This is a genomic window from Bilophila sp. T19-St14 (genome assembly GCF_059728385.1).
Window position 1 is genome coordinate 1,210,420 of record NZ_BAAGFT010000001.1, and the last position, 25,451, is coordinate 1,235,870.

The 25,451-nt window shown below is 56.8% G+C and carries 15 protein-coding genes; 5 read left to right on the plus strand and 10 right to left on the minus strand.

Annotated features, from left to right (window positions below; genetic code table 11):
- Nucleotides 1-131: 131 nt before the first annotated feature.
- Entirely contained in the window at nt 132-1,430 is a 1,299-nt protein-coding gene (locus AC6I1V_RS05345) for a phenylacetate--CoA ligase family protein (RefSeq protein WP_486854375.1), read from the plus strand.
- Nucleotides 1,431-2,780: 1,350 nt separating this feature from the next.
- Here AC6I1V_RS05345 and AC6I1V_RS05350 read toward each other — a convergent pair.
- The 3 genes from AC6I1V_RS05350 to AC6I1V_RS05360 all read right to left on the minus strand — a co-directional run bounded on the left by AC6I1V_RS05350 (nt 2,781) and on the right by AC6I1V_RS05360 (nt 7,241).
- Entirely contained in the window at nt 2,781-3,317 is a 537-nt protein-coding gene (locus AC6I1V_RS05350; protein ID WP_308771441.1) for a DUF456 domain-containing protein, read from the minus strand.
- A gap of 3 nt (nt 3,318-3,320) precedes the next feature.
- Nucleotides 3,321-5,537 (minus strand): RelA/SpoT family protein, encoded by a 2,217-nt coding sequence (locus AC6I1V_RS05355; RefSeq protein ID WP_302552537.1) that lies wholly within the window; start codon nt 5,535-5,537, stop codon nt 3,321-3,323.
- Between the two features lie 69 nt (nt 5,538-5,606).
- The gene (locus AC6I1V_RS05360; RefSeq protein ID WP_486854665.1) at nt 5,607-7,241 is read right to left on the minus strand and encodes a peptide-binding protein; all 1,635 of its coding nucleotides are present in this window, start codon (nt 7,239-7,241) and stop codon (nt 5,607-5,609) included.
- A gap of 314 nt (nt 7,242-7,555) precedes the next feature.
- On the opposite strand from AC6I1V_RS05360, the gene AC6I1V_RS05365 reads away from it, so the two are divergent.
- On the plus strand, nt 7,556-10,777 hold the full coding sequence (locus AC6I1V_RS05365) for a DEAD/DEAH box helicase (RefSeq protein WP_337430444.1): 3,222 nt from the start codon (nt 7,556-7,558) through the stop codon (nt 10,775-10,777).
- A 444-nt stretch (nt 10,778-11,221) separates the two neighbouring features.
- On the opposite strand, the gene AC6I1V_RS05370 is transcribed toward AC6I1V_RS05365, so the two are convergent.
- The 6 genes from AC6I1V_RS05370 to AC6I1V_RS05395 all read right to left on the minus strand — a co-directional run bounded on the left by AC6I1V_RS05370 (nt 11,222) and on the right by AC6I1V_RS05395 (nt 18,532).
- Nucleotides 11,222-11,422: a hypothetical protein gene (locus AC6I1V_RS05370; protein WP_486854664.1), complete on the minus strand. Its 201-nt coding sequence runs from the start codon at nt 11,420-11,422 to the stop codon at nt 11,222-11,224.
- Between the two features lie 588 nt (nt 11,423-12,010).
- Nucleotides 12,011-12,415 (minus strand): Ros/MucR family transcriptional regulator, encoded by a 405-nt coding sequence (locus AC6I1V_RS05375; RefSeq protein ID WP_486854663.1) that lies wholly within the window; start codon nt 12,413-12,415, stop codon nt 12,011-12,013.
- Nucleotides 12,416-13,410: 995 nt separating this feature from the next.
- Entirely contained in the window at nt 13,411-15,000 is a 1,590-nt protein-coding gene (locus AC6I1V_RS05380; RefSeq protein WP_486853969.1) for a sigma 54-interacting transcriptional regulator, read from the minus strand.
- A gap of 209 nt (nt 15,001-15,209) precedes the next feature.
- On the minus strand, nt 15,210-15,815 hold the full coding sequence (locus AC6I1V_RS05385; RefSeq protein WP_482332075.1) for an indolepyruvate oxidoreductase subunit beta: 606 nt from the start codon (nt 15,813-15,815) through the stop codon (nt 15,210-15,212).
- A gap of 2 nt (nt 15,816-15,817) precedes the next feature.
- Nucleotides 15,818-17,671, minus strand: coding sequence for an indolepyruvate ferredoxin oxidoreductase subunit alpha (gene iorA, locus AC6I1V_RS05390; protein WP_479859113.1), 1,854 nt, complete (start codon nt 17,669-17,671; stop codon nt 15,818-15,820).
- Between the two features lie 174 nt (nt 17,672-17,845).
- Nucleotides 17,846-18,532 (minus strand): tetratricopeptide repeat protein, encoded by a 687-nt coding sequence (locus tag AC6I1V_RS05395; RefSeq protein ID WP_482332082.1) that lies wholly within the window; start codon nt 18,530-18,532, stop codon nt 17,846-17,848.
- 230 nt (nt 18,533-18,762) lie between these two features.
- On the opposite strand from AC6I1V_RS05395, the gene AC6I1V_RS05400 reads away from it, so the two are divergent.
- Both AC6I1V_RS05400 and AC6I1V_RS05405 read left to right on the plus strand, forming a co-directional pair.
- Nucleotides 18,763-20,031, plus strand: coding sequence for a glutamate-5-semialdehyde dehydrogenase (locus AC6I1V_RS05400; protein ID WP_486853968.1), 1,269 nt, complete (start codon nt 18,763-18,765; stop codon nt 20,029-20,031).
- A 1-nt stretch (nt 20,032) separates the two neighbouring features.
- The gene (locus tag AC6I1V_RS05405; protein ID WP_486853967.1) at nt 20,033-20,728 is read left to right on the plus strand and encodes a nicotinate-nicotinamide nucleotide adenylyltransferase; all 696 of its coding nucleotides are present in this window, start codon (nt 20,033-20,035) and stop codon (nt 20,726-20,728) included.
- Nucleotides 20,729-22,038: 1,310 nt separating this feature from the next.
- Here the strand turns inward: AC6I1V_RS05405 and AC6I1V_RS05410 are convergent.
- Nucleotides 22,039-22,377 carry a hypothetical protein gene (locus tag AC6I1V_RS05410; RefSeq protein ID WP_497736923.1) on the minus strand — a complete coding sequence of 113 codons (339 nt, stop codon included), beginning with the start codon at nt 22,375-22,377 and terminating at the stop codon, nt 22,039-22,041.
- Between the two features lie 162 nt (nt 22,378-22,539).
- Between AC6I1V_RS05410 and AC6I1V_RS05415 the strand changes: the two genes are divergently transcribed.
- Nucleotides 22,540-25,419, plus strand: coding sequence for an amidohydrolase (locus AC6I1V_RS05415; protein ID WP_486853965.1), 2,880 nt, complete (start codon nt 22,540-22,542; stop codon nt 25,417-25,419).
- Nucleotides 25,420-25,451: the final 32 nt, after the last annotated feature.

Sequence of the window (25,451 nt, forward strand, 5' to 3'; positions counted from 1 at the left end):
CCACCCCCTTTCCCGTCCTTTCCCAAAATTTTTGACTGGTGGGGTGGCTACGCGGCGGGAGTTCCGTTGAATGAGCGAACGCTTTTACGGATAGCGTGTTAACCGTTTTTCAACCAAATACGGATACGAAGATGGATTACTTTGACAAAGCCGAAACATGGGACAGGGCCACGCTGGAAACCGTTCAGTTGGCGCGCCTGAAAACGACCATTCAGCAAGCCAGCCGCGCGCCTTTCTACGCCAAGCGCCTTGCCGAAGCCGGGGTGTCCGCCGACAACCTGCGCTCCCTTGAGGACATCCGGCGGATTCCCTTTACCAGCAAGGACGATCTCCGCTCCCAGTATCCGTATGGGCTCGCCACGGTCCCGCATTCCGAATTCGTGCGCATGCACTGCTCCAGCGGCACCACCGGCACCCCGGTAGCCGTCTGCTACACCCAGTCCGACATCAACAGTTGGGCCGATCTCATGGCCCGCAGCCTCTACATGGCGGGCGTACGCAAAGACGATGTGTTTCAGAATATGTCCGGCTACGGCCTGTTTACGGGCGGCCTCGGCATCCATTTCGGCGCCGAGCGCCTCGGCTGCATGACCATTCCGGCGGGCGCGGGCAACTCCAAGCGCCAGCTCAAGCTGGTGAAGGATTTCGGGACCACCGTGGCCCACATCCTGCCCTCCTACGCCCTGCATCTCGGCACGACCCTGATTGAGGAGGGCGAAGACCCCAAGACCCTTTCCCTGCGCATCGCCTGCGTGGGCGCGGAACCCTACACCGAAGAAACGCGCCGCCGCATCGAAGCCCTGTTCGACATGAAGGTATACAACTCCTACGGCCTGTCCGAAATGAACGGCCCCGGCGTGGCCTTCGAGTGCCAGTACCAAAACGGCCTGCACCTCTGGGAAGATGCCTACCTGCTGGAAATCATTGATCCGAACACTGGGAAGCTGGTTCCGGACGGCGAAGTGGGCGAGCTGGTGCTCACGACCCTGTGCCGCCACGGGATGCCCATCCTGCGTTATCGGACACGCGATCTTACCCGAATCATCCCCGGCGACTGTCCCTGTGGCCGCAAGCACCGCCGCATCGACCGCATCCTTGGCCGTTCCGACGACATGATCATCGTCAAGGGTGTGAACATCTATCCCATGCAGGTCGAGCGCGTGCTCATGGCCTACCCCGAAGTGGGCCAGAACTATGTCATCGTCCTTGAGCGCGACGGCCTCAAGGACACCATGAAGGTACAGGTCGAAATCCGCGAGGAGAGCTTTGTGGAAGACATGCGCGTGCTGCGCGGCCTTCAGGAGACCATCGCCCGCGCCCTCAAGGACGAAATCCTCATCACGCCCAAGGTCGAACTCGTGCAGCACAATTCCCTGCCCCGCACCGAAGGCAAGGCCCAGCGCGTTATCGACAAGCGCGAGAAGAGTTGAGGGAAGGTATTGTGAAGATTGGAGGGGGGAGGGAGAAACTTTCTGGAGAAAGTTTCTCCCTCCCCCCTCCAAACCTCCCCTCTCCCTCTTCAAAGACTTTCGTGTTTATCGAATCCTTCTCGCAAGACGGTTCCTTATTAAAGGCTGTGTCATAGAAAATGATTGATGCCTTTTTCCTTGAAGTGCGGAAATCAATAAAATGTCTCAGCCATAACGTCCGCCAAGGGGAAAAATGGATAAAAAGGCTGCATTTTCACCGTTCTGTGAGATGAAACAACCACGCACTATGACAGAGCCATGCTTTTTTCCTTGAAATTCCAAAGGAATAATCAGCAAAATGTTTAGCTATGGATTCCGCCAAGGGGAAAACCGGGGAAAAAGGCTGTATGCCCACCGCGTTGCGGAGATGAAACAAGCATACACTATAACAGAACCTTATTAGGTCGTGTCGTCATTTAGATATAATCTATTGAAACCATTAAACTACTTTTCAAGTTATAAAAAGATTGTTTTTAATAACTTCAAATAATTATATGCAAAAACAACAGTAAGACCTAAAAGAGGTGGAACCGCTATATTGGGCCATGAAAAAGGCCCTGTCATAGAAAAAGGTTGTATTTTCACAGTATGGTGAAAATACAACCTTTTTCTCCTGTTTTCCCACTAAAGGACTCCATAGCGCGAGACACTTTATTGGTTATCCCTTTGGAATTTCAAAAAAAGATAAATAAAAATGGCTGTGTTTAAGTTTGTGATTGATACAAGATTCCAACTGAAAAAGAAGAGCTCTTTGGAGATTATCTGGAGGTCTCGCAACAATTCTTCAAAACTGGATTTCATGTAATGAACAAAAAATGAGAGAGGCCCACATCACTAGACGTGAAACGAGCTTTTATCTATTCATGATTTTCATTGAAAAAATCAGCAACCGTAAACTTAAACACAGCCATAAAAATAAGGCTGTGTCATAGAAAACGGTTGATGCTTTATTTTCTTGAAATTCCAAAGAAATAATCAATAAAATCCCCCAATCACAGAGCCCACCAGCGGAAAACTTGGAGAAAAAGCATATATTTTCAGTATATTGCCGAAACAACAACAAACCATGTACTATGATAGAGCCAAAAATAAAGCATCAGCCATTTCCTATGACATGCCCCAAAAAACATCGGCCATTTGCTCTGGCAAAGCCTTCCGTTTATTTTACAACGCCCAGATCTTCAAAAGAGGCAAAAACGCGGAATAGGGATTCGATAAAGTCAAAAATCTTTGAAGATGGAGGGATGGGGGTCCGGGGGAAGGGAGGAAGAAACTTTCTATAGAAAGTTTCTTCCTCCCTTCCCCCGGTTCCTAAAACGTCGTCACCTCAGGATACACCGGTACCTGAAAAACAGCGTGGCAGGTGAGGCCGAGCATGACGGCACCGATGCCGCACTTGACCACGATGCCGAGGAAACGGCCTACCAGCGCGCCTTTGGCGGCTTGCCGGGCTTCGTAGTCGTTGCGCCCCTTGCAGCGCTCCATGAGATAACAGCCTACCCACGCGCCGACGAGCGCGCCGATGAACGCGCCAAGGCCAAACAGCAGGGGAAGCCCCGCCAGAGCGCCGACAAGCGCGCCGAGCAGCCCCGCCCACATGCCGCTGGTGCTCGAACCGTATTTCTTGCTCCCCCAGCCTTGCGCAATGTACTCGATGACCTCACCGAACAGGGCAAGGCCGACAAGCATGGCGAAGAAGAAAAACCCCATGTCTCCGGGGGAGGGGTAGGCAAACCTCCAAAGCCCGATGAGGCCGAGCATGATCCAGTTGGCGGGAAGCGTGATCACGTTCAGCAAAAGGACAAAACCGAGCAGAACGAGAAAGATGGTCGGAAAAAGAACCTCCACGCACTACTCCTCGTCCGCCGTCTTGCGCAGCACTTCCATGACCGAAGGCAAATGGCGCAAGCGGTCGATGACATGGTAAAGATGCGCCACGTCGCGCACCTGCACCACCATTTCCATCTCGGAGCGCCCGTCCACCAGCGCCTGCAAAAGACAGCCGTCGATATTGACGTCCTCGTCGCGCAGGACGATGGCGATGTCCGCCAGCGACCCCTTCTGGTTGCGGGCCATGATATGGATACGCACCGGGAAGGGCTGCGTCTCATGGCCGTCCCACTGCACGGAAACGAGGCGGTCAGGCTCCATCTCCTGAATGTTCGGACACGTCGCCGTATGGACGATCACGCCGCGCCCGCGGCTGATGAACCCCACAATGGAATCGCCGGGCACGGGGTTGCAGCAGTGGGCGATGCGGACCATCATATCGTCCACGCCGCGCACGGAGATGCCGCCCGTCTTGGGCGGGGGAGGCGGGCTCTGCTCCTTGCGCTTGCGGTGGGAGACGACCGTGTCCACGGCATCGGGCGTTTCGAGGATCTCCGGCGGCGAAACGATGGACTGCAAACGCTTCACCACCTGCTTGGTCGTGAAGCGCGCGTACCCGATGGAGGCCATCAGCTCATCCACTGACCCGGCGGCAAGGCTGTTCACCAGCGTGCTCAGGTGCCCTTCCTTCTCGGCCTTGCTCAGGTTGATGCCTGACTTGCGGGCTTCCTTTTCCAGCATTTCACGGCCAAGGCCCATCGCCGCCGCGCGTTCTTCGGTACGCAGGTACTGCTGGATGCGGCTGCGCGCCTTGGCAGTTTTGACGATCTTGAGCCAGTCCCGGCTCGGATGGCGGTTCTTGTCGGTGATGATTTCCACCGTGTCGCCGCTCTTGAGCGCGGTATTCAGCGGAACCAGCTTGCCGTTGACCTTCGCGCCCACGCACTGGCTGCCCACCTGCGTATGGATGAGGAAAGCGAAGTCCAGCGGCGTCGCGCCTTCGGGGAGTTCCTTTACGTCGCCCGCGGGCGTGAAGACGTAGACTTCATCCTTGAAGAGATCCATGCGCAAAGTGTGCATGAATTCCTTCGAGTCCGATTCCTGCCCCTGCCGGTTGACGATCTCGCGGAGCCATTCAAATTCCGGGGCGTCCTTGACGTTGACCGCGTGGTGGCGCTCCTTATACAGCCAGTGCGAGGCCACGCCGTGCTCGGCAAGGCGGTGCATCTCCTCGGTACGGATCTGGATTTCGATCCGCTCGCCCTCCGGCCCGATGACCGTGGTGTGCAGGCTCTGGTAGCCGTTGGCCTTGGGCATGGAAATATAGTCTTTGAAGCGGCCCGGCACGGGCTTCCACTGCGCATGGACAAGGCCGAGCACCGCGTAACAGTCGCGCACATCCTTGACGATGGCGCGGAAAGCCAGGATGTCGTGCATATCGTCGAGCGTCAGGTTCTGCTCGGTCATCTTCTTGTAGATGCTGTAGATATGCTTGATGCGGCCCCAAACCGTGCCTTCGATCTGGTTGGAGCTGAGGATGCCTTCCAGCTTGGCGATGATTTTGGCGATGAGCTGACGCTCCACGACCTGATTGCTTTCCAGCCAGTCCGAAATCTGGGCGTAGACGTCCGGGTGTATGTATTTGAAGCTCAGGCCCTCAAGTTCCAGCTTGATCCGGTGCAGGCCGAGGCGGTTGGCGAGGGGCACGTAAATGTCCATCGTCTCCTGCGCGATGCGCTGCCGCTTGTGGGCCTTCTGGAAATCGAGCGTCCGCATGTTGTGCACGCGGTCAGCCAGTTTGACGATGGGCACGCGGATGTCGTGCGACATCGCAAGGATCATTTTGCGGATATTCTCCGCCTGCTGCTCTTCCTTGCTGTCGAACGTCATCATGCTGATCTTGGTCACGCCGTCCACGATGTCGGCGACCTGTTCGCCAAATTCGGCGTCAACCTCTTCAAGCGTGACTTTGGTATCCTCGACCGTATCGTGCAGCAGCCCGGCAGCCACCGCATGGGCGTCGAAGCCGAGCTCGGCAAGGACTTCGGCCACGGCCAGCGGGTGCGAGAGATAGGGTTCGCCGGAAAGCCGTACCTGCCCGGCATGGGCCGCCGCTGCGTAAGCATAGGCTTTGCGTACGAGCGCCTGTTCCGCTTCCGTGGAATTGGCAGCCAGCCGGCTCAGGATGTTCTGCATCGGCAGGGGAAGATGGGAGGCAGGAGCTTCAACTGTACTCATGGACTCGTCCTGTGGGCTGATGGTGCATGATCGCCGCCGCGCAAGGTTTTGTGCGGCGGTATACGAACTCTAAGGCCGAACGCTGTACCTCTGCAAGTCTTTGGGAACCCACCAGCGATCAAAATTGTACATGATGCCGTTCAGCTCAGGCTTGATGCCTTGGAACCGGGCCTGCACGATGGGCAGTGCGTAGGGGACGTAGAGGAAACAGTAGGGCTGTTCGGCGTCAAGGATCTCCTGCACGCGGTCGTAAAGCTCCTTGCGGCGATCCTGATCGGCCATGCTCCGGGCCTCCACGAGCAGCTTGTCGACCTCGGCGTTGCGGTAGCCCGTGAAATTCAGCCCGCCGGGCTTGGCCCGTGAAGAGTGCCATACGTCATAGATGTCGGGATCGAGGGTAATCGTCCACGCGAGGATGATGGCGTCGAAGCGCCCTTTATTGACAAACTCCTTGATGAAGGCGGCCCACTCCACCGTGCGGATATGCACCGTGATGCCCAGCGCCTTGAGCTGGCTTTGGATGATGATCGCCGCCTTGATGCGCGAATCGTTGCCTTGATTGACGAGGATGGTGAACAGGAACGGCTTGCCGTCCCGCTCAAGGAGGCCGTCCTTGCCCTTTTTCCAGCCGGCCTCGGCCAACAGCCTGCGGGCCTCGTCCACATCCTGTTGAACCGGCGTCAGCCTGTCGTTGTAGGCCCATGTCCCCGGCTTGTACGGCCCCACCGTGGGCACGCCCTGCCCGAGCAGCACGCCGTCGATGAGCGACTGGCGTTCGATGGCCATCGAAATGGCCCGGCGGACGCGCACATCCTTAAAGAAAGGATGCTCAAGATTGAACCCGAGGAAGGTGTAGCTGAACGACAGGTAGCGATATTTGCGCCAATCCTGTTCCCACTGCGGCCCTTGCGTCTGGCGCAGGTACTGCTGGGGGGAAAGGGACATCATATCCAGCTTTCCGGCCTTCAGCTCCAGAAACATGGTCGAGGGATCGGGGATAATCCGGTACACCACCTCATCCAGATTGGGACGGCCCTCGAAATAGGTATCCGAAGCCGTAAGGGTAAGCATGGAACCGGCGTCCCATTTGGCAAGCCGGTACGGCCCCGCGCCGATGGGCTTGCGGGCTGCGGGAGAGGTCATGATATCCTGCCCCTCAAGCACATGCTTGGGCAGAATGGCCCCCATCCATGTCATCAGGGAGCGGGCGAAAGGCTTGGCATAACGCACCTCGAACGACAGCCGCCCTGTCTTCCTGAAGGATTCGATGGCGAGGAAGTCCCCGGAATAGGCCGTGGGCGTCTTGGGATCGATCATGAGCCTGTAGGTGAATTCCACATCGTCCGCCGTTAGGGGCGCGCCGTCCTCCCAACGGATATCGTCGCGCAGGACGAAGCGGAGGAGCCTGCCGCCGTCGAGCACTTCATAGGAAGCGGCGGCCCACGGAACCACATTCAGATCCTTGTCGTACTTGAGCGGAGCTACATACAGGAGCCCGGTGATCTCGCTCGAAGCGGAATCGGACGCCATATAAGGGATGAGGTTGGACGGCTCGCCGATGGTGCCCATCAGGATACGCCCTCCGGTGACCGGGGCGCCTTCCGGTGGAGCCGCCGTTTCCTCCGCAAAGGGCATGGCTGGACGGAACGCCGCAAAAAACAGCGCCAAAAAGATGAAAAGCAGAATCAACAAGCTCTTTTTCATACGCATTCCGGGTCAGTTGTAAATATTTTCTCGAAAATGCCCATAACATACTTGCGTACCCTTGAAAACAGACGATTCTTGGCATACAACGATAATATAAGACTCGTCGCTTATACTTCCGTGCATCCCCTTCCGCATCTGCGGAGCGCATCGTTCTGCCGGGTATCCATCCCACTTTATCAGTTATGCCGCAAGCATCCGTACCCATAGACGAACTGTCGGCAAGGGATCTGCCGCTTTGATGAGGCTTATGCACAACAAACAAGGATACGCTGTTTAAAAGTGCCATGACAGAAGCAAGGACATCCGAAAAAATGAACGTACGTGAGGAAAATGCCGCCAGGGCCATGATCCAAGGCTTCCTGAAAGATTCCGTGCCCGAATACATCAAGGATACGGGGCAGGAAATCCTGAACAGCGGCGGCGTCCACAAGCTGACCATCCGCAAGGAGGGCGATACTTGGGACGTGGAAGGCATCGTCCAGGGCGAGGACTTTCAGAACTATTCGCCCCACCTGCTGCTGAATCCGGGGGACTCCCAGATTTCGTATAACTGCAACTGCCATGAAGCGTTCATGGGCGTTTGCCGTCATGTGGCCGCCACCGCCTTGAAGATGTTCGCGGATCTCGACAAGGACTATGGCGCGCCGGAGGAGCCGCAGCGCCTCAACACCGAATGGCGCCAGAGCTTCCGCAGCTTCTTCTCCAGCTCCCTGGAGCCGGAAACCGGACGCCACTACTTCATCTTCCGCTTTTATCCCGAACCGGGCCGCCTCATCGTGGCGCTTTTCCGGGCGCGGCAGAACAAGACCGGCCTGTCCTCCGTCCATCAGGAAACGTCGCTGGAACAGATCCTGCGCAATCCGGAGTGGTGCGACCAGTCTCCCCAGCTCCTGCAGGTCGCCCGCCAGATCGGGCACTACCTCGACTACTACGGGCACAGGATTGAAATCCCGGAGGGCCTCGTTTCGTGGTTCTTCTGGGCTATCCGCCGCGAATACTATATGTTCTGGAAGGATACGGACATCCCGTGCACCATCGTGAGCACGCCGCTCACCGTGAAGCTGCGCCCCAGCCTCGACGAGGACGGGCTGCGCTTCGACGTGCTGCTCCAGCGCGGCGAAAAGAAACCCTTCTCCATTTCGGAAGAAGACAGCGAAATCACCTTCCACGGGCAGATGCCCCTGTGGGTGTGCTGGAACCAGAGCTTCTACCCGGTGCAGACCAGCCTTTCCCCCTCGCTGGTGAAGCAGCTTGTCGCCGACCATCCCGTGGTACCGCAGGACAACATTTCGGAATTCCTCGACCGCGTATGGGCGCGCCTGCCCGCCTCCGAGCTCTACGAGCCGGACGAATTCCTCAAGATCATGGGCCCGATCTTCCAGCCCGCGACCTACGATCCCAAGCTGTTCCTCGACGAGGAAGGCAGCCTGCTCACGCTTGAAGTCCAGAACACCTACGAGACGGTGCACGGCGAATTCGTCCTCCCCGGCCCGAACCCGGACTTCCAGACGGGCAGCTACGTCTTTGAAGGGCATACCTTCCTCGTGCGCCGCGATCAGACCGAAGAGGCCGCGCTCATGGCGCAGCTCGCGGAAATGCACTTCCAGCCCAGAAGCACCCGGCTGTGGTTTATGGAGCCGGAAGAGGCCATCGCCTTCCTGCTCGACTCCTACCCCACGCTGGTGGAAAACTGGCGCGTGTACGGCGAAAAGGCGCTCACCCGCTACAAGGTGCGCATGTCGCAGCCGGTCATCTCCGCCAAGGTGGAGAGCAACGAGAAGGAAAAGTGGTTCTCCCTCGACATCGATGTGGAGTACGACGGCCAGCACCTGCCTCTGGAGCGCATCTGGAAGGCATGGGTACGCGGCCGCCGTTACGTGCAGCTCAAGGACGGCTCCTACACGAGCCTGCCCGAATCGTGGCTGGAAAAGCTGGCCCACAAGCTGCAGGCCCTCGGCTTCGACCCCACCAAGCCGCCCAAGCGCCAGTTCAAGCAGTTTGAAGCCCCCGTGCTCGACAACCTGCTCGACGACCTGCCCAATGCGGAAACCGACTCCTTCTGGAACTCGCTGCGTGAGAAGGTGCGGAACTTCACCGAAGTGGAGCCCGTCAGCACGCCCAAGGGCCTGAACGCCACCCTCCGCAACTACCAGCTGCAGGGCGTTTCGTACCTGAATTTCCTCAGCGAGTACGGGTTCGGCGGCATCCTCGCGGACGAAATGGGCCTCGGCAAGACCATCCAGACCCTGTCGTTCATCCAGCATATGGTCAACCACGGGCATGAAGGCCCGAACCTCATCGTGGTGCCCACGTCCGTGCTGCCCAACTGGGAACGCGAATCCGAAAAGTTCGTGCCCCACCTCAAGCGGCTGATCATCTACGGGACGCGCCGCGAAGGGATGTTCCGCAAGGTCGCGGATTCCGACATCGTGGTGACGACCTACGCCCTGCTCCGCCGTGACCTTGAGGAGCTGGAAAAGCACTACTTCAACTCGATCATCCTTGACGAAGCGCAGAACATCAAGAACCCGAACACCATCACGGCCCGCTCGGTACGCGCCATCAAGGCCCGGATGCGGCTGTGCCTGTCCGGTACGCCCATCGAAAACAACCTGTTCGAGCTGTGGTCGCTGTTCGAGTTCCTGATGCCCGGCTTCCTCGGTTCGCAGCACGCGTTCCAGCGCGGCGTGGTCAAGCCCATCCGCGACGGCGACGGCGAAAGCCTCGAATACCTGCGTTCCCGCGTGAAGCCGTTCATCCTGCGGCGCACCAAGGCTGAAGTGGCCAAGGATCTGCCGCCGAAGATCGAGAACGTGACGTACTGCAACATGACGGACGAGCAGGCCGAACTCTATTCGGCCCTGACCCGGAAGCTCCGCGATCAGGTGCTGGCCGACGTCGAAAGCAAGGGCATGGCCAAGAGCCAGATGTCCATCCTCGACGCGCTGCTCAAGCTGCGCCAGATCTGCTGCCACCCGCGCCTGCTCAAGGTGGACATGCCCGGCTTCTCCACCGGAAGCCTGCCCTCCGGCAAGTTCGAGGCCTTCAAGGATATGATCTTCGATGTGGTGGAAGGCGGCCACAAGGTGCTGGTCTTCTCGCAGTTCGTGCAGATGCTGCAGATCATCCGCGGCTGGCTCCAGTTGACGGACATCCCCTTCTGCTATCTGGACGGTACCAGCAAGGATCGCCTCGATCAGGTGGATCGCTTCAACAACAGCCTGGACATCCCGATCTTCCTCATCTCCCTGAAGGCGGGCGGCACGGGCATCAACCTGACCTCAGCGGACTACGTCATCCATTACGATCCGTGGTGGAACCCCGCCGTGGAAAGCCAGGCCACCGACCGCACGCACCGCATCGGCCAGACGCGTCAGGTGTTCTCCTACAAGCTGATCTGCCAGAACACCGTGGAAGAAAAGATCCTCAAGCTTCAGGAAATGAAGCGCGGCGTTGCCGAGGCCGTCATCCCCGGTCAGGACACATGGAAGTCCCTCACCAAGGAAGACCTCGAAATGTTGTTTGAGGTTTAGAAACGATTGGAGGGGGCGGGGAAAACTTTCTGGAGAAAGTTTCCCCCGCCCCCTCCAAACCTCCCCCGCCCCCTTCAAAGACTTTCCCCTTCATTGAATCCCTCTTCACTTTTTTCCTGTGCAATATGGGGCTGCCGTTTCCATCCGGCGACAGATTGCAGGGTGATGCGGGAGGCGCAGACAACGGCGGAATATCGCAGGGCTATCCCTGCGGTTCCTAGATCGTGTCGTCAATCAGATATAATCTATTAAAATTATTTTAAATAACTACATGCAAAACAACACAGCCCAATGCTGTTCAAGCCGCTTCAAAAGGCTATGTGAAGCATCAAGGAAGGCCCTGTCATGGCATGTGGATGTTTTATTTCCGCAGCATGTTGAAAAGTAGAGGCTTTTTATCCAATTTTTCCGTTGATAGGCTCCATGATTGGGGCATTTTATGAGTTATTCCTTTGGAATTTCAAGAAATAACGCCTCAAGCGCTTCCTCTGGCACAGCCTCAAAGAAAGCCGTATACGATAAACGGTTGATCTCTTGCTTCTTGAGTTCCCCAATGGGAGCCAACAAAATGCCCTGAACAGGATTCGCTGGCGGAACCGCCGGAGCGAACTGATTTTCACCATACTGGGGAAATGAAACTGTCATATTCCGCTATGGCGGCCTAGGCCGTGTCGTCATTTTACATACAAATATTTGAAATTATTTAAAAATAATATTTTTATAAATTAAAAATAGTTAAATAGCTTGGCTGTGTCATAGAAAATGGTTGATGCTTTTTCCTTGAAGTTCCAAAGGAATAACCAACAAAATACCTCAGCTAGGGATTCCGCAAGGGAAAGCAGGATAAAAAGTCTGTATTTTCAGTGTACTGTAAAAACAAAACAACCACATACTATGACAGAGCCAATAGCTTCAATAGATTATATCTAATTGACTACACAGCCTAAAAAACTACCCGTTATGCGGGCAGCCGTTTGTTTCGGCCGCTTCGCGCCCTCAGCACGCCGAAACCCATGAAAAGGAATTTTTAACCTACGCAAGGCTGTAAGGGTGTTGGGAACCTCCCGCCCACCGGGAGGCTTTCTTTCCATACAAAAAGGCGGCCTTGGACAGCCGCCTCTTTCCGCTAACCCCACAGCCAAAACAGCGGGGCAAAAAATCCGGCGGGGAGGGGGAAGAGAACCCGTCCGGGCATCTCGTCCTTCAAAAAGCCCCCTCCCCACCGGGCTATGGTTATTCTTCAACCTTACGGCGCTTTTCCCAAAGCTTCATATCCTTCATCTTCTTGCGGCGTTCGCGCTGGAGGCCCTTGCAGACCAGCGGGGTATCCTTCTTGAGGCCCCACTTTTCGCGGTATTCGGCAGCGTCAAGGTTATGGCTGGCGAGGTGCTTGCGCGTCAAAATTTTGAATGTCTTGCCGCATTCCATGCAGGTAATCGACTTTTCTTTGATGGACTTGCGGGGATCGCTCTGCACATCGGAGCTGGCAAGCTCCTCGGCACAGCCTTCACCCTCGGCAACATTCTTAATATCGGAGGAAAGACGGCGCACCATAGAGATGATTTCGTCTTCCGACATGATACGGACGCAGGCCTGTGCTTTGACAATATCCAGTGCTTCTTTCAAATGATCATCCATCAGGGATGCCTCCTCGGAACAAAGTTACTGAAAAGGTTGTGCTATGGATTCAGGAACCTCTCCTGTACCCACTCCCCCCAGAATCCCGATACACCTTTCCCCCGTGTCTCCTCCCCTGAGGTGACATGGGGCGGGGACAGAAAGGAACGGAACCGTTCCCCCGGCAAAGTACCCCTACCAGCCGTCAACTGTCCCTGATGCCAAGGCATCTCACTTCCCTCTATTCCGTACTCAGGATCTCTGCACAACAAGCCATATCTGAAACGATATTGTTCAGTATCGCACGGGGAGGCTATGCAATGCAACTGCTTTTCGCACCCTTTTATTATATACTTTCCATGAAGGCCGGCTAAAAGGCGGTTATTCCATGCGGCCGCATCAAGAAGTATGGTTGAGGAACGCTGCTTGCCCGTCCCATCTTGTTCAGGAGGAATCACAGCTTGCACGGGGAAAACGCCTCCCTCCGTTTTCTTGGGCAGATGATCCGATAGGGGGCAGTAAGCGGCGCCCTGCACTTTTCCCAAGAGCAGAACGGGGCGCAGTAAAGAGATGTTGCTGACGAGTCCACAAAAAGGCCCCCCGCACGGCCCCAAAACCGGGGGCGGCTGCAGGAGGCTTCTTCAAGGGAAAACGGCGGCGGGGCCCAGAGCCTTTTCACTTTAGAGTGTATATATCCGTCCAAAGCCATTCCTTACCCCAACGGGCCGAGGGAAAAGATAACTTCGGCGTTGGAAAAAACGGAAGGCTGCATCATAGAAAATGATCGATGCTTTTTCCTTGAAGTCCCCAAGGAATAACCGGCAAAAGGCCAGCTCTGGATTCCGCCAAGGGGAAAACTGAAAAAAGGTGTCTTTTCGGCTGTGGGGATGAAACGGCCACATGCTATAGCGCTGGGCCAATGCCTCCGTGCCGAAGGGCAAAGCAATTGCCGGGATGCCTCCCCTTCCCCAGCGCCGCCCCATCCTTAACCTATGCTCTGCCAGGCTCTTGCCATGTCAGGCAAAGGAACGGGGATCAATCTTATACTTCTTGACCTTGTAATTGACGATACGGTAACTCACCTGCAAATCCCTGGCGGCCTGCAGCATATTGCCGTGCGCATGCTGCAGGGCGTCGATAAGCAGTTCCTGCTCGAAGCGTGCCACCGCATCGTTGAACGGCAGCGCCGTCCGGCTGTCCCCGGACGTCTGGAGGAATTGGGGCAAGTGGGCGGCGCGCAGGACGAGATCGTCGCATCCCTGTACGGCGAGCCTCATGCACTGGGCCAGCTCCCCGGCATTGCCCGGCCACGGGTATTGCAGGAGGAGTTCCTGCGCCGGCGTCGAAATGCGCTCCACCGTGCGCCCCATGGCCTCGGCGGACGCCTTGAGGAACATATCCGCCAACGGAAGGATGTCTTCAGGGCGTTCACGCAATGGGGGCAGGGTAATGGGAAACGCGGTGATCCGATTGTACAAGTCCTCAAGAAAGGCGCCTTGGGCAACCAAAGATTCCAAATCCGCCGCCGATGAACAGATAAAACGCACGTCCACGCCTACGGGCTGCCCGCCCCCCATACGGATCACGGACTGATCCTGCAAGACATGCAGGATCTGCGTTTGAATGGACAGGGGAAGCCTGTCGATGTCCTCAATGAACAGCGTACTGCAATTGGCAAGCTCAAACAGCCCCTTGCGGGTCTGAACGGCACCGGGAAACGCGCCTTTGCGGTAGCCGAACAACTCGCGTTCGGCCTGTTCCTCGGTCAGCCTGTCGGCACCCGACGACTGGAGGCGCGACGCATAAAAACGCACCAGCGGCAGTTCGTTGCGCACGCTTGCCGTATGGATGAATGCCGCTACGCGGGCTTTTCCCGTACCCGGTTCGCCCCGGAGCAGAACCGGGCCACGCCCGTGCCCGGCATAGCTGGCCTGCTTCAGCGCCTCGCACATGCCCTCGGACACGGCAAGTATGCCGCCGTCCAAATCCCCGGCCACATGCGGCCTGTCCCCCCGGCGCTCGGCAAGGCGCTGCTGCCGGGCCATGTCGTCTTGCAAATACGTGGCCTGCGCCGCAATCATCCCCGCAACGACCTCAAGGAAACAACGGTGCCGCTCCAGTTCCTCGCGTGAAGCCCGCGGCGTATCGACGCTCAACACGCCGATGACCTTGCGCGCCTGTTCGCGGCCCGGCTCCCAGCTTATCTGCGGGGCGAGCACCGGGACGCTGAGGAAAGCCAGCGAAGACAGTTCTTCATCAGTACGCACAAAAAATTTGCTGAGAAAAACGGGGTGTCCCTTGAGGCACTCGACGATAACCGGCTTGCCCGTGACGAAAACCTGGCCGGTAACGCCCATGCCGGGCTCATACACGACCTGAGCGCTCCGGGGGGCGCCATCAGCCACGCAGAGGCGCAGCGTCCGGGTTTCCGGATCGAAAATGACCAGATGCGGGCGCAGAAAACCATGCCGCTCGGTAAGGAGCGAAAGCAAGGAGTTAAGCGAAGACTGGAAACCACGCTGCGGCCCCATCCCTGCGGCGATGCGCCGCAGGGTTTCCATGTACGGGATGGGATCCAGCAAATCGGCTGTCGGCTGTTCGGACATAAGAATCAAAAAAGGGACTGAAAGGCACGTTTCAAGCCCCAAGTGTGAGGGTGCATGAATGTGAAGGAAAAACGGGACGGCCTGCCCCTTCATCCATAAAAAAGCATTCGGAGGAGCCGGGGCCTGTCCGCGCTTATGGCCTGCCTCGGAAAGGGCAAGGGGGCGCGCCCCCCTTGTGCCGGAAGCGCGCCGCCCTTTCCGGCAAACGGCTAGAACAGCCGCGACGAGGCGAGGATTTCGCGCCCGCGCCCGGCGGCCTTGATGTTTACGTCAACCAGCTTGGCGGGCATGAAAGTGCGGATGCCTTCTTCCAACGCTTCAAACCCGAAGGGCAGGAGGCCGGAAGCGCACAGCGCGCCGAGCAGAATGTTGTTGCCGCACTGGGCGGAACCGAGCTCGATGCCCATGCTGCGGCAGGGGAGGAACCACGCGGAAGAAGCGTGATCACGCACGGCCCGCTCCACGGCGTCCAGCCCCGGAGCGGCTTCCCGCCCGGCGGAAACGGACAACGGCGGGATGGCGTCCGTGCTGGAAAACACCACGCCCCCCTGCTTCAGGTAACGCAGGCCGCGCAGCGTTTCCAACGGCTCAAAGCCAAGCACGATGTCGGCTTCCCCAAATCCGAGCTTGGGGCTTTTCCAGCCGCCGAGCAGAATGGTGGATTCCACAACGCCGCCGCGCTGCGCCATACCGTGGATTTCGCCGGCGACCACCTCGACGCCCTGCGCCACGGCAACGCGGGCCAGCAGCGTGGTGGCGGTAAGCGTTCCCTGACCACCCACACCCGTCATATAAATACGAATACGATTGCTCATCTTCAGCTCCGCTTGCGGGCCCGGATAGCGGGCGTTACCTGGAGACACACCATGCAGCCGGAACACTGCGACTCATCCACGCTGACGACCGGGGCTTCGGCGGTGCCGCCGCGACGGAACGCGGGGCAAGCAAGCTCGGCCAGGCACTTCAAGGCTTCCTCGCCCTGCGTGACGACCTCAGCCACCTGCGGGCGGTTCTGCTTCAGCGTGCGGCGGGCGAACAGCATACAGGGCTCTTCCGCGATGATGACGCGAACCCCAGAGCGGGCCTTCATTTCCTCAATCGTCTTCAGCGTGCTGCGCATGTTGAAGGGCTTGACCTTGGCGACGTCCGTAACGCCGATGCCGCGGACAACGCTCTCGATGTCCAGATGGTTGCAGCCTTCGCCGAGGACGGCGGTGCATACGCCGGGGTTGGGCTGATGGCCGGTCATGGCGGTCGTGCCGTTGTCGAGGATCACCAGCAGCACGTCGTGCTTGTTGAACACGGCGTTGGCAAGGCCGGTCATGCCGGAATGGAAGAACGTGGAATCGCCGATGAAGCCGACCACGGGGCGATCGGAAACCATGGCGAACCCGCTGCCTGCGGATACGGAAGAGCCCATGCAGAACAGGAAGTCCGCGGCGCGCAGGGGCGGAACCATGCCGAGGGTATAACAGCCGATGTCGCTGGAGTAGACGGCTTCGTCGCCAAAGACTTTGCGGACGGCGTAGTACATGGCGCGGTGCGAGCACCCGGCGCAGAGGTTCGGAGGACGGCCGGGCAGACGGGACACGTCGATGGCGGAACCGCTGACGGACACGGGCTCCTTGCCGAGCACGGCGGCCAGCGCACGGGCCACGGCGCCCGTGGAGTATTCGCCGAAAATCGTCAGATCCGGGCCTTTGCCCACGATGGAAACGTCAATCCCGCGTTCTTGGGCGAGCGCGCGAAGATCCTGCTCAACCAGCGGCTGGAGCTCTTCGAGCACCAGCACCGTATCGCAGCCGGACATGAAGTCCGCCAGCAGGTTTTCCGGCAGGGGCCACGTGAACCCGAGTTCGAGTACCTTGACCTCCTTTTCCCAGCCGTTCTCGGCGAGCGCGTCGGCAAGGTAGGCCCGGCTGATGCCGCTGGCGACGACGCCGATGCGCCCTTCTCCGGAAACCTTGTTCCACGGGGAGGCTTCGGCCTTGGCGCGGGCGTTCTCAAGGTGCTCGACAAGAACCTTATGGCGGCTCTGCGCCACGGCTGGCACGGGCACGAAACGCATGGGGTTGCGCTCGAAAGGCACGATGGGGGCCGGTTCGCCGAGCGCGCCGAACGTGACCGGGCCGCGCAGGTGGTTGACGCGGGTGGTCGTGCGCAGCATGACCGGCTGCTGGAGCTCACGGGCCAGCAGCAGGGCTTCACGGGCCATGTCCTTGGCTTCCTGCGCGGTGGCGGGCTCGAAGCAGGGCATCCCCATGAACCGGGCGTAGGTGCGGTTATCCTGTTCATCCTGGCTGGAATGGCACAGCGGATCGTCGGCGCTCACCAGCACGAAACCGCCGGGAAGCCCCACATACGCCGCGGTGAACAGCGGATCGGCGGCCACGTTGACGCCCACGTGCTTCATCGTGGTCATGCTCATAGCCCCGGCAAGGGCCGCGCCGGCACCCACTTCCACAGCCACCTTCTCATTGACGGAATACTCCATGCGGTATCTGCCGCACGAGGCGAGAGCGTGGAACGTGTCCGGGATCTCGGATGAAGGGGTGCCCGGATAGCAGGTTACCACATTGATCCCTGCTTCCAACGCCCCCCGGACGATGGCCTCGTTGCCAAGAAGCAGGTGTCTCACGCCCGCTTCAGCAGCCAGTAACGGATGACTCATGAAAACCTTCCCTCGTGTTTGAAGCGCGGCGGGAACGGATCCGGGCCGCACGGTTTTCCGAAAGAAACGGCCCCTGCGCAAACGGGCTGAGGCCTTGCGGCAACAGCCCGTTTTCTTTCCGGAAAACCGGAAACCGACAGGGTTTACGACGGAGGCCGTTCCCCTTGATAGGCGTTAGGAGGCCATGCGCGCCTTCAGTTCGGCGATCTTGGCCTGAAAGTAGCCGTTGTTTGCGGCATCCCCCAGAGAGGCGGCGATGCTTTCATAGGCGGCGAGTGCGCGGTCGAGCTTGCCCGCGAGTTCCGCGGACATGGCCTGCCCTTCCAGGATGGCGGGGCGCAGGCTTTCGGGGGCACCCTTTTCCAGAGAGTCGAAAACGGCGAGCGCTTCGGCGTACTTGCCTTGGCGCTGGAGGAGGTCGGCCTGATTGATGGCGGCCATCATCCCGATGGGGCCCTTGGGATCGGCGGCGGCGACGGCGGCATAGGCGTCGGCGGCCTTCCCGTATTGTTCAAGGCCAAGGGCGGCGGTGGCGATTTCAAGCTGGACGCCGGGCTTCATGTCGCTGGGGGCGGTGGGCAGGAATGTTTCCAGCGCGGCGATGCGATCCGGGCCCTGCGTGCTGACGAGGATGCGGCCAAGCTCAAGATGCGCCTCGCGCTCCACACGGCCCTGATGCCACTGCCAGCCTCCGACGCCGACGATGACGAGCACCAGCAAAACGATGCAGGCCACGATGATGCGGCTGTTCCGAAGCACGAAGCTCAACAGCGGCGTGGCTTCGACGGCCACTTCGGACTGGATTTCGCCCATCAGACTGCCGGGGATCTGAGGCCCGGACGGACGGAGAGGATCTGCCATGATGTCTGTACTCCTTGACTCTTCCACACTCTTTTTTATGTCGGACGAAGTCCGATGCACGCAGAAACGGGCTTGCCGGAGCAAGACCAAAGACAGCAAAACATAGGTTGGATCGACAGGAATGTCAAAAGAAATGTCCCGGCCGGGGTTGCGGGAAACGGCGTGGAACCGTATACATACGGGCTACAGGGAACGGTTCGACCCTCCCGCGCCACGAAAAAGGAAACGCCATGACAGTCTCGATCGAACTTCAGATGGAACGGATGGGGCAGCGCGCCAAGAAGGCCGCCCGCGTGCTCGCGGCCGCCGCGCCCGCAGCCAAGACGCAGGCCCTGCGCACGCTCGCCGCACTGCTCATCGAACGCCAGCCTGACATCCTCAAGGCCAACGCCCTCGACGTGGACGCCGCCAAAGCCGCAAACATGGACGCGCCGCGTCTCGACCGCCTCACCCTCACGCCGCGCATCATGGCGGATATGGCCGATGCCTGCCTGCATATCGCCGAGATGGCTGATGAAGTCGGCGTCATCGAGCAGCAGTGGCAGCGCCCCAACGGGCTTATGATCGGCAAGATGCGCATCCCGCTTGGGGTCATCGCCATGATTTTCGAGTCGCGCCCCAACGTCACCATCGACGCCGCCATCCTGTGCCTGAAAGCCGGGGACGCCGTGATCCTGCGCGGCGGCTCGGAGGCCATCCACTCCAACCTCGCGCTGGCGGGGCTCCTCCATGAAGCGCTGCGCAGCGCCGGGCTGCCCGAAGATGCGGCGCAGGTCGTGGAAACCACGGATCGCGCCGCCGTCGCCGCGCTCTGCAAACTTGACAAATATGTGGACGTCATGATCCCGCGGGGCGGGGAATCGCTGGTGCGCGCCGTCTGCGAAGCCGCCACCATGCCCGTGCTCAAGCACTACATGGGCGTGTGCCACCTTTATATAGATGAAGGGGCGGATCTCGGCATGGCCCTGCGGCTCGCCCACAACGGCAAAGTCCAGCGCCCCGGCGTCTGCAACGCGCTTGAATGCCTGCTGGTGCATGAGAAAGAGGCCGCCGCGTTCCTGCCGACGCTTGCCGCGAAACTCGGCGGCGACGGCGTGGAGTTCCGGGCCGACGCCCGCGCCCTGCCCCTGCTGTCCGGGGCCAAGGCCGTCCCCGCGCAGCCCGGCGACTTCGGGCAGGAGTTCCATGACCTGATCCTTGCGGTCCGCGTCGTGGATTCGCTGGATGACGCGCTGGATCACATCGCCAGTTACGGCTCGAACCATACCGAAGTCATTTGCACCAACAACCACGCCAACGCCATGCGCTTCCTGCGCGAGGCCGACGCCTCCCTCACCGCCGTCAACGCATCCACCCGTTTCAACGACGGCGGGCAGCTCGGCCTTGGCGCCGAAATCGGGATCTGCACCTCCAAGCTGCATTCCTACGGCGCTATGGGCGTGCGCGAACTCACCACAACCAAATTCGTAGCCCTTGGGACTGGGCAGATCAGGGAATAGCATGACTCCGGAAACCATCGGCATCCTGGGCGGGACATTCAACCCTGTACACATCGGACACCTCCGGCTGGCTACCGCCGTGGCCGAAGCGCTGAAACTCAAGCATGTGGATCTCATGCCCTGCGCCGTCCCGCCGCACAAGCCCGATTCCGGCCTGCTTCCGTTCGAGATGCGTGTCTCGCTGCTGCAGGGCGCGCTGGAAACGCCCCCAAACGCCTCCCCATCCGATGCACGGCTTCAGGTCAGCACGCTTGAAGGCGAACTTCCCCACCCTTCCTATACATGGAACCTGATCACGGAATGGCGGAAGCGGCATGCCTCTGAAAGCCCCATGTTCATCCTTGGGGGTGAGGATTTCATGCACCTGGACACATGGCACAGGGGATTGGAGCTTCCCAACATCACCAACTTTGTCGTGGTGCCCCGCTGCCGGGCGGATGAGGAGGCGTTCCGGGCGACGATAGCCCGTTACTGGCCCAAGGCCGTCATCACCGAGCCCGATGAAAACAACCTCCTCTCGGCGGCGATCACGGACGAAACCTCCTGCCTCTACCTTCCGCTGCCGCATCTGGACATCAGCGCCTCGCTGCTCCGCACCAAATGGCTCCTTGGCGAAAGCATCCGCTACCTGACCCCCGACCCGGTCATCGACATTTTGGATACCTATAAGGAAGACGTCCGCCTCTGCTGGCAATGACAAAAAGCCTTCCCCATCACAGGGAAGGCTTTTTGTATGTCCTGCCATGCCCCGGTGGTTGTCTTTTACATTTGGCCTGTCATGGCATACGATTGTTTTGTATCAACAATACACTGAAATTATATACTTTTTTTAATTTTCCGCCGGTAGGCTCCATGATTGGGTGATTTTATTGGTTACTTCTTTAGAATTTCAGGAAAGAAAGCATCAACCGTTTTCTATGGCACAGCCTTAAATTTTTGGCTGTATTCTAGGCTGTGTCGCCAATTAGATATAGTCTACTGAAACTACTTAACTATTTTTAAGCCGCAAAAAATATTATTAAAATAATTTCAAATAGTTACATGTAAAATAACGTCACAGCCTAGAAAACGTCTGATGCTTTTTCCCTGAAGCTCCAAAGGATTAACCGACAAAATGCCTTAGCCACGGATTCCGCCAAGAAAAAACTGGAGAAAAAGGCGGTATTTTCACTGCGCTGTGGCGATGAAGCACCCCACACTATAACAAAGCCAAATTTTTTCTCTGCGGAGCCCCCACACTGCGGCAATACGCTGTGAATCGGCTGGCCCTATAGTAAGGATCTGGACGTTCATCCGGCACAATTATACGATTAAATTCACAAGCTAAACACACAACCCCTCTCCGTACATTATCCCGGATACACACATCCCGCCTGTGCCGTTTCCCCTATCTTCGTTTATCAAAAAGGCTGTGTCATAGAAAATGGTTGATACTTTTTTTCTTGAATTTCCAAAGGAATAAGTAACAAAATACTTTAACCACGAATTCCGCAAAGAAAAAACTAGCGAAAGAGGCTGTATTTTCACCATACTGTGGAGATGAAACAACCATATGCTATGACAGAGCCATCAAAAAAAGCTATCAAGAACACATAATTATTATGATTATCAATAATATATCTTGTCACAGTATGTAGTTGTCCTATCTCCAACGTATGGTGAAAAATGTAAACTTTTTCTCCAGTTTTCCGTCAGTGGACTTCATAATTGGGGTACTTATTGGTGATTCCTTTGGAATTTCAAGAAATAAAGCATCAGCCATTTTTTGCGGCACAGACAAAAATGATTACATTCCACACGATGGATGCCTATTTTTCTTGATAAAAAGGTTATCATTATCATATAGGAGGGGGGAGAGGTTCCAGCCTTTGATTGAAAAGGGTTGCGTGATAATGCATATTCAAATTATAATGCATAAAAGACTTATTTTATAATCAATGGATACTATTGAATTATTTTAAATAGGCAATTCATTTATGCATTAAGTTTACCTTTATTTTATCATCTTTATGTGCCATTCTTTTTCAATCTATAGAAATATAACATGATAATTCTCAGGTATGGCCTTTGCATATCCTTTTTTGAACAAGCGTATTTTGCAAGATGACAACAATCGGATAGTAAATGCAGCCATCCCGCCAGCCTCTTTCCCCTTCTAACGGTGTAAGAACACCTCTCTTGGCTGGCGCGCGGTCTCTCTCTCTCTCTCTCTCTCTCTCTCTCTCTCTCTCTCTCTCTCTCTCTCTCTCTCTCTAGAGTAAGTTCCCTCTTCAATCCGTCAGCCTCTTTGCACGGCATTCCTTTGTTCAGGGGATGCCGTTTTTCCTCCCTTTCTTCGAGAGCCACACTCTCTACCCATCCGTATAAAAAGACCGGCATACGCAAGGCGCGTTGCTGGTCTTTTTATTGCCCCCAATCTGGGGAAAATGCGTTTCTGTTATCCGAATCGGGGAAAGGAGCCGACAGGAATGCGTCTGGCAATGCCACCCTTTTACAGGAGGAAGATTCATGAAGAACCGTGTAAAGAATCGCGTGAAGAAGCAGGCGCTGTCTTTCGCGGCGGTCATGGCGATGGTTCTTGGCGGCGGTATGCAGTTGTATGCTGCCGACAAGATCGCTGACACCGTATACCACAATGGTAAAATTTACACCATTACGGAAACACCAGAAGAGGTCAAGGACGTCAAAAACGCTAAGACAGCTCAGGTCGTTGCCACGTTAGATGGAAAAATCATTTTCGTGGGCAGTGAGTCTGAAGCTAAGGCCAATGGATTGCTTGACGCCAACAAGGTAGGCAAGATTGTCGACCTAAAAGGTAAAACCATGCTACCTGGCTTTGTAGACGGTCATAGCCACTTTCCCGGTGACAGTTCCATTGACCTATATACGGTAAACTTGAACTGCCCTCCTCTTGGTCCAGTGGAAACTATGGCGGATCTGATCGCCCTAATGAAAAATAAAGCGGATAGTACACCCGATGGCTATTGGGTAAAGGGAAATAACTATGACGATTCGTTAATTGCCGAAAAAAGGCATCCCACTCGAGATGACCTTGATCAGGTCAGCCAAACCAAACCAGTCAACGTTACGCACAGTTCCGGGCATATGGGTTCGGTTAATAGCATCGTTATAGAATGGATCCTGAAAACCCAAGGAACTATCGAGAAAAAAGACGGCTCCTATATTTTCAAGAAAAACGATGGAACCTATGAATCTGGCGTAGATATTGATAAGAACGGTAGACCTACCGGCGTACTTCGAGAGTCCGCCGCCAGCCTCTCTTCAGGGTATCCTGCTCAAAACGTCACATCCAATACCGACTGGCTGAATGCCCGTGGTAGCCAAAAGTACGCTGCGGCAGGCGTTACTACCGCCGACTGTGGTGGTACAGCAATCGCCTCTACCATTCCTGGCTATCAGCAGTCGATCAAGAATGGCTTGATGAACATTCGCGTAATCGCGCACCCGTCTATCTGCAACACTGCCAACCACAAGGCGCTGAAGTGGGATCTCAACGGTACCGAAGACAACTCCGCAAGTAACAAGAACCTAACTAGCTTGCTGGACGACAAGCCCACGGAGAGTTCCCCGAGAATGGGGACCGATCTTACCAATTACAAAGCTCCTAACGCCGTTAAAGAAGTAGACATGGCAGGGCAGGTCGATAATCGTATCTTCCTCGGCGCATGGAAGCAGTTCTACGACGGCTCTCCCCAGGGGTATACGGCACTGTTCAAGCGTCCTGGGTACTGGGACAAGCAGGGACAGAACGGTTTTGATCCCGAAACCAACCAAGACCTTGGTCCTGATGGTCCTCTACTGGGGCTTGGCGGTACCTCCAAAATTCCGTTCCAGCAGCTTGTGGAGAGTGTTAACCTCTATCATCAGTATGGGGAATCTATCGAAACCCATGCCAACGGCCCTCTCGCCGCCGAAAGTCTGATGACAGCTATTGAGTTAGCTGTAGCTACCAACCCCCAAGTTAAAGACACCCGGCACACGTTTATTCATGGACAAACAGAAGAGCGTCAGATTGTTGAACGAGCCGTGGGCAATTACACCAACCTTGATGCTACCGCCCATATGTATACGCAGCTCAACGGAACCGCCTTGCAGGAAGGTTCTGTGAAGGCTGCCGACGGTACCACATATACAGCCCAGTCCTTGCGTTCAGCCTTGGGGAACGGTCAGTTGATCAAAGATCAGAATTTGATCTCTTCCTACTTTATCAACCATACTTACTTCTGGGGGGATCGCCACTATGAGATTTACTTTGGCCCCGGTATTGCCAGAATGATCAGCCCTGCCGGTTGGGCCACCTACTTTGGCCACAGATTCACCTCACACAACGATACCCCCGTTACTCCGATATCGCCTTTGCGGAGCGTTAACTCATTCGTAAATCGCATCACCACCGGCGGCAGGGTCCTTAACGGCGACAGTGAAGATATCGACGCTACTGTGCGTTTCCCTGAAACCAAGAATGGTACGGACGCCGAATTCTGGGATTACAACCAGAAGGTAAACGCGCTGCAGGCTCTGCATGCCACTACTTTCAATCCAGCCTATCAGAACAAGGTCGACGATCGCATCGGCTCCATCGAAGTCGGCAAGCTGGCCGACTTCACTATCCTCGATCAAGATCCACTGGAAGTCGCCGCCAATGAGCCTCTGAAGCTAGCCGATATCCGCGTTACCAGCACTATCGTGGGGGATAAGGTCGTTCACGGGATTCTCCCTGATTCTGAAAGCATGGTTGGGCAGATGAGCATCGGTTATGCCCAGCCCGAAGGAGTGGATGTTAGGGAGCTTGACTACAGACAGATCGCTCACGCTACTGCAGAAAAAAATTACGGGGCTATCGGTGCGGGCGAAAACCGTCTCGGTACCGTTGAATTCTCGGTAAGGGTGACCGAAGGTAAGAGTGGTGTATTCCAGCTCTCCTTCCTCGGCAATGGAGGTACCGCTGGTGATTTCAAGCTGTACGGGCTGCACAATACCACTGTTGATTTATATGAGTACGGCAAGCCTGCCACAGAAGACATGGCTACTGCGTCCGGCAAGTGGTGGATCGCCGACTTAGACTCTCCGTTAACAGCGTTGGCTCCTACTGATACGTTGGAAAAGAACAAGACATATCTCGCTTTCTTTGTAATTTGTGACAACGACGGTGTGTTCGATGCCGACAACACCATCGGCATTATCAATGCTCCTATATCACTCACGACAACCGGTGAGCTCCCCGACAACGGTATTTGTAAGGACGACGGTGGAAGCAGTAGCGGCTGCACCGTCGGCTCCACGCCTTCCTATGACCTCCTGGTCCTGTTCCTCGGCATGTCGGCCGTAGCCGCTATCCGCGTGCTGCGCCGTCGCAATGAACAATAACACCTGCTGAAAAGGGGCCTCCATTTCGTGTG

Coding starts and splice junctions, on each gene's coding strand:
- AC6I1V_RS05345 (WP_486854375.1), top strand. CDS start 132: ATGGATTACTTTGACAAAGCCGAAACATGGGACAGGGCCACGCTGGAA.
- AC6I1V_RS05355 (WP_302552537.1), bottom strand. CDS start 5,537: ATGAGTACAGTTGAAGCTCCTGCCTCCCATCTTCCCCTGCCGATGCAG.
- AC6I1V_RS05360 (WP_486854665.1), bottom strand. CDS start 7,241: ATGAAAAAGAGCTTGTTGATTCTGCTTTTCATCTTTTTGGCGCTGTTT.
- AC6I1V_RS05365 (WP_337430444.1), top strand. CDS start 7,556: ATGAACGTACGTGAGGAAAATGCCGCCAGGGCCATGATCCAAGGCTTC.
- AC6I1V_RS05370 (WP_486854664.1), bottom strand. CDS start 11,422: ATGACAGTTTCATTTCCCCAGTATGGTGAAAATCAGTTCGCTCCGGCG.
- AC6I1V_RS05375 (WP_486854663.1), bottom strand. CDS start 12,415: ATGGATGATCATTTGAAAGAAGCACTGGATATTGTCAAAGCACAGGCC.
- AC6I1V_RS05380 (WP_486853969.1), bottom strand. CDS start 15,000: ATGTCCGAACAGCCGACAGCCGATTTGCTGGATCCCATCCCGTACATG.
- AC6I1V_RS05385 (WP_482332075.1), bottom strand. CDS start 15,815: ATGAGCAATCGTATTCGTATTTATATGACGGGTGTGGGTGGTCAGGGA.
- iorA (WP_479859113.1), bottom strand. CDS start 17,671: ATGAGTCATCCGTTACTGGCTGCTGAAGCGGGCGTGAGACACCTGCTT.
- AC6I1V_RS05395 (WP_482332082.1), bottom strand. CDS start 18,532: ATGGCAGATCCTCTCCGTCCGTCCGGGCCTCAGATCCCCGGCAGTCTG.
- AC6I1V_RS05400 (WP_486853968.1), top strand. CDS start 18,763: ATGACAGTCTCGATCGAACTTCAGATGGAACGGATGGGGCAGCGCGCC.
- AC6I1V_RS05405 (WP_486853967.1), top strand. CDS start 20,033: ATGACTCCGGAAACCATCGGCATCCTGGGCGGGACATTCAACCCTGTA.
- AC6I1V_RS05415 (WP_486853965.1), top strand. CDS start 22,540: ATGAAGAACCGTGTAAAGAATCGCGTGAAGAAGCAGGCGCTGTCTTTC.